General features: G+C 50.1%; 1 tRNA gene and 3 rRNA genes. All 4 read right to left on the bottom strand.

What is annotated here, in order from left to right:
- Nucleotides 1-3: 3 nt before the first annotated feature.
- Nucleotides 4-119 (bottom strand): 5S ribosomal RNA (gene rrf / locus STRDD12_RS07945).
- A 66-nt stretch (nt 120-185) separates the two neighbouring features.
- Nucleotides 186-3,087, bottom strand: a 23S ribosomal RNA gene (locus STRDD12_RS07940).
- A gap of 124 nt (nt 3,088-3,211) precedes the next feature.
- A tRNA-Ala gene (locus tag STRDD12_RS07935) sits at nt 3,212-3,284 on the bottom strand.
- Between the two features lie 56 nt (nt 3,285-3,340).
- Nucleotides 3,341-4,889: ribosomal RNA gene (locus tag STRDD12_RS07930) — 16S ribosomal RNA — on the bottom strand.
- Together the 16S, 23S and 5S rRNA genes with 1 tRNA gene alongside form the textbook arrangement of a ribosomal RNA operon.
- Nucleotides 4,890-5,039: the final 150 nt, after the last annotated feature.

Raw genomic sequence — 5,039 nt, 5'->3', positions numbered from 1 at the left:
TTCGCTAAGCAACGACCTTATCTAACAGGGGGCAACCCCCAACTACATCAGGCGTACTAGGGCTTAACTTCTGTGTTCGGCATGGGAACAGGTGTATCTCCTAGGCTATCGTCACTTAACTATTGCGTTTGCCCATCCAAAATTGAATAACAATCTTCACAAGTCCTAAACCTTACACCGACTTCTCGGATAAGTCCTCGAGCGATTAGTATTAGTCCGCTACATGTGTCGCCACACTTACACTCCTAACCTATCAACCTGATCTTCTCTCAGGGCTCTTACTGATATAAAATCATGGGAAATCTCATCTTGAGGTGGGCTTCACACTTAGATGCTTTCAGCGTTTATCCCTTCCCTACATAGCTACCCAGCGATGCCCTTGGCAGGACAACTGGTACACCAGCGGTAAGTCCACTCTGGTCCTCTCGTACTAGGAGCAGATCCTCTCAAATTTCCTACGCCCGCGACGGATAGGGACCGAACTGTCTCACGACGTTCTGAACCCAGCTCGCGTGCCGCTTTAATGGGCGAACAGCCCAACCCTTGGGACCGACTACAGCCCCAGGATGCGACGAGCCGACATCGAGGTGCCAAACCTCCCCGTCGATGTGAACTCTTGGGGGAGATAAGCCTGTTATCCCCAGGGTAGCTTTTATCCGTTGAGCGATGGCCCTTCCATACGGAACCACCGGATCACTAAGCCCGACTTTCGTCCCTGCTCGAGTTGTAGCTCTCGCAGTCAAGCTCCCTTATACCTTTACACTCTGCGAATGATTTCCAACCATTCTGAGGGAACCTTTGGGCGCCTCCGTTACCTTTTAGGAGGCGACCGCCCCAGTCAAACTGCCCGTCAGACACTGTCTCCGTAGATGATTAACCTACCGGGTTAGAGTAGCCATAACACAAGGGTAGTATCCCAACAACGCCTCACTCGAAACTGGCGTCCCGAGGTCAATGGCTCCTACCTATCCTGTACATGTATCACAGATACTCAATATCAAACTGCAGTAAAGCTCCATGGGGTCTTTCCGTCCTGTCGCGGGTAACCTGCATCTTCACAGGTACTAAAATTTCACCGAGTCTCTCGTTGAGACAGTGCCCAAATCATTACGCCTTTCGTGCGGGTCGGAACTTACCCGACAAGGAATTTCGCTACCTTAGGACCGTTATAGTTACGGCCGCCGTTTACTGGGGCTTCAATTCATACCTTCGGATTACTCCTAAGCACTCCTCTTAACCTTCCAGCACCGGGCAGGCGTCACCCCCTATACGTCATCTTGCGATTTAGCAGAGAGCTGTGTTTTTGATAAACAGTTGCTTGGGCCTATTCACTGCGGCTGACTGTAAGTCAGCACCCCTTCTCCCGAAGTTACGGGGTCATTTTGCCGAGTTCCTTAACGAGAGTTCTCTCGCTCACCTGAGGCTACTCGCCTCGACTACCTGTGTCGGTTTGCGGTACGGGTAGAGTATAAATTATCGCTAGAAGCTTTTCTTGGCAGTGTGACATCACTAACTTCGCTACTAAACTTCGCTCCCCGTCACAGCTCAACGTTATAGGTATAAGCATTTAACTCATACCACGCCTCACTGCTTGGCCAGACTCTTCCAATCGTCTGGTTTAGTTAGCCTACTGCGTCCCTCCATCACTCTATACTCTAGTACAGGAATATCAACCTGTTGGCCATCGGATACACCTTTCGGTCTCTCCTTAGGTCCCGACTAACCCAGGGCGGACGAGCCTTCCCCTGGAAACCTTAGTCTTACGGTGGACAGGATTCTCACCTGTCTTTCGCTACTCATACCGGCATTCTCACTTCTATGCGTTCCAGCACTCCTCACGGTATACCTTCTTCACACATAGAACGCTCTCCTACCATACCATAAAGGTATCCACAGCTTCGGTAAATTGTTTTAGCCCCGGTACATTTTCGGCGCAGGGTCACTCGACTAGTGAGCTATTACGCACTCTTTGAATGAATAGCTGCTTCTAAGCTAACATCCTAGTTGTCTGTGCAACCCCACATCCTTTTCCACTTAACAATTATTTTGGGACCTTAGCTGGTGGTCTGGGCTGTTTCCCTTTCGACTACGGATCTTAGCACTCGCAGTCTGACTGCCGATCATAATTCATTGGCATTCGGAGTTTATCTGAGATTGGTAATCCGGGATGGACCCCTCACCCAAACAGTGCTCTACCTCCAAGAATCTCTATATCGACGCTAGCCCTAAAGCTATTTCGGAGAGAACCAGCTATCTCCAAGTTCGTTTGGAATTTCTCCGCTACCCACAAGTCATCCAAGCACTTTTCAACGTGCCCTGGTTCGGGCCTCCAGTGAGTTTTACCTCACCTTCACCCTGCTCATGGGTAGGTCACATGGTTTCGGGTCTACGTCCACGTACTATTGCGCCCTATTAAGACTCGGTTTCCCTACGGCTCCGTCTCTTCAACTTAACCTCGCACGTAAACGTAACTCGCCGGTTCATTCTACAAAAGGCACGCTCTCACCCATTAACGGGCTCGAACTTGTTGTAGGCACACGGTTTCAGGTTCTATTTCACTCCCCTCCCGGGGTGCTTTTCACCTTTCCCTCACGGTACTGGTTCACTATCGGTCACTAGAGAGTATTTAGGGTTGGGAGATGGTCCTCCCAGATTCCGACGAGATTCCACGTGTCTCGCCGTACTCAGGATACTGCTAGGTATATAACTTATTTCGAATACGAGGCTGTTACTCTCTTTGGCTTACCTTCCCAGGTAATTCTTCTATACGCTATAAGTCCACATTGCAGTCCTACAACCCCGAGGAGTAAACCCCTCGGTTTGCCCTCTTGCCTCTTCGCTCGCCGCTACTAAGGCAATCGCGTTTGCTTTCTCTTCCTGCAGCTACTTAGATGTTTCAGTTCACTGCGTCTTCCTCTACATTACCTTAACAGTAATGAGTGACAGGCATTACCTGCCGGGTTCCCCCATTCGGACATCTCTGGATCAGCGCTTACTTACAACTCCCCAAAGCATTTCGTCGTTAGTCACGTCCTTCATCGGCTTCTAGTGCCAAGGCATCCACCGTGCGCCCTTATTAACTTAACCTTATTAACTCTTTAAATTAATGCGTCAGCGTTTCGGTTTATTTTCTTGTTTACTAATTTTCTTTAAGAAAAATATGTGATTGTTATTCAATTTTCAATGGACAAACTTGACACTCGCGTGCCAATGGAGCCTAGCGGGATCGAACCGCTGACCTCCTGCGTGCAAAGCAGGCGCTCTCCCAGCTGAGCTAAGGCCCCACAGTCTAGACCTCTCAAAACTAAACAAGACTAACGTGCATTCCGTATTTCCTTAGAAAGGAGGTGATCCAGCCGCAGGTTCTCCTACGGCTACCTTGTTACGACTTCACCCCAATCATCTATCCCACCTTAGGCGGCTGGCTCCTAAAAGGTTACCTCACCGACTTTGGGTGTTACAAACTCTCGTGGTGTGACGGGCGGTGTGTACAAGGCCCGGGAACGTATTCACCGCGGCGTGCTGATCCGCGATTACTAGCGATTCCGACTTCATGTAGGCGAGTTGCAGCCTACAATCCGAACTGAGATTGGCTTTAAGAGATTAGCTTGCCGTCACCGGCTTGCGACTCGTTGTACCAACCATTGTAGCACGTGTGTAGCCCAGGTCATAAGGGGCATGATGATTTGACGTCATCCCCACCTTCCTCCGGTTTATTACCGGCAGTCTCGCTAGAGTGCCCAACTAAATGATGGCAACTAACAATAAGGGTTGCGCTCGTTGCGGGACTTAACCCAACATCTCACGACACGAGCTGACGACAACCATGCACCACCTGTCACCTCTGCCCCGAAGGGAAACCCTATCTCTAGGGCGGTCAGAGGGATGTCAAGACCTGGTAAGGTTCTTCGCGTTGCTTCGAATTAAACCACATGCTCCACCGCTTGTGCGGGCCCCCGTCAATTCCTTTGAGTTTCAACCTTGCGGTCGTACTCCCCAGGCGGAGTGCTTAATGCGTTAGCTGCGGCACTAAGCCCCGGAAAGGGCCTAACACCTAGCACTCATCGTTTACGGCGTGGACTACCAGGGTATCTAATCCTGTTTGCTCCCCACGCTTTCGAGCCTCAGCGTCAGTTACAGACCAGAGAGCCGCTTTCGCCACCGGTGTTCCTCCATATATCTACGCATTTCACCGCTACACATGGAATTCCACTCTCCCCTTCTGCACTCAAGTTTAACAGTTTCCAAAGCGAACTATGGTTGAGCCACAGCCTTTAACTTCAGACTTATTAAACCGCCTGCGCTCCCTTTACGCCCAATAAATCCGGACAACGCTCGGGACCTACGTATTACCGCGGCTGCTGGCACGTAGTTAGCCGTCCCTTTCTGGTAAGGTACCGTCACTTGTGTAACTTTCCACTCTACACAACGTTCTTCCCTTACAACAGAGCTTTACGATCCGAAAACCTTCTTCACTCACGCGGCATTGCTCGGTCAGGGTTGCCCCCATTGCCGAAGATTCCCTACTGCTGCCTCCCGTAGGAGTCTGGGCCGTGTCTCAGTCCCAGTGTGGCCGATCACCCTCTCAGGTCGGCTATGTATCGTTGCCTTGGTGAGCCTTTACCTCACCAACTAGCTAATACAACGCAGGTCCATCTGATAGTGATGCATTTGCACCTTTCAAGTTTACAACATGTGTTCTAAACTGTTATGCGGTATTAGCTATCGTTTCCAATAGTTATCCCCCGCTATCAGGTAGGTTACCTACGCGTTACTCACCCGTTCGCAACTCTTCCAGAAGAAGCAAGCTCCTTCCTTCAGCGTTCTACTTGCATGTATTAGGCATGCCGCCAGCGTTCGTCCTGAGCCAGGATCAAACTCTCATTTAAATTCAAGTTTGCGCTCAGTCGTTTCCAACTGTCGTCTTTATTTGCTTTTTGACGGGTATATTGCTATACCCTGCACGTTTGGTTCGTCTTGTTCAGTTTTCAAAGGTCTGCGTTGCTCTTGCGAGACAACTTCTATATTCTATCAGGTCG

This window comes from Streptococcus sp. DD12, from assembly GCF_001578885.1.
Classification (GTDB): domain Bacteria; phylum Bacillota; class Bacilli; order Lactobacillales; family Streptococcaceae; genus Streptococcus.
The sequence above is the reverse complement of the archived record's forward strand: the minus strand, read 5'-3'. Positions and strand labels throughout refer to the sequence as shown.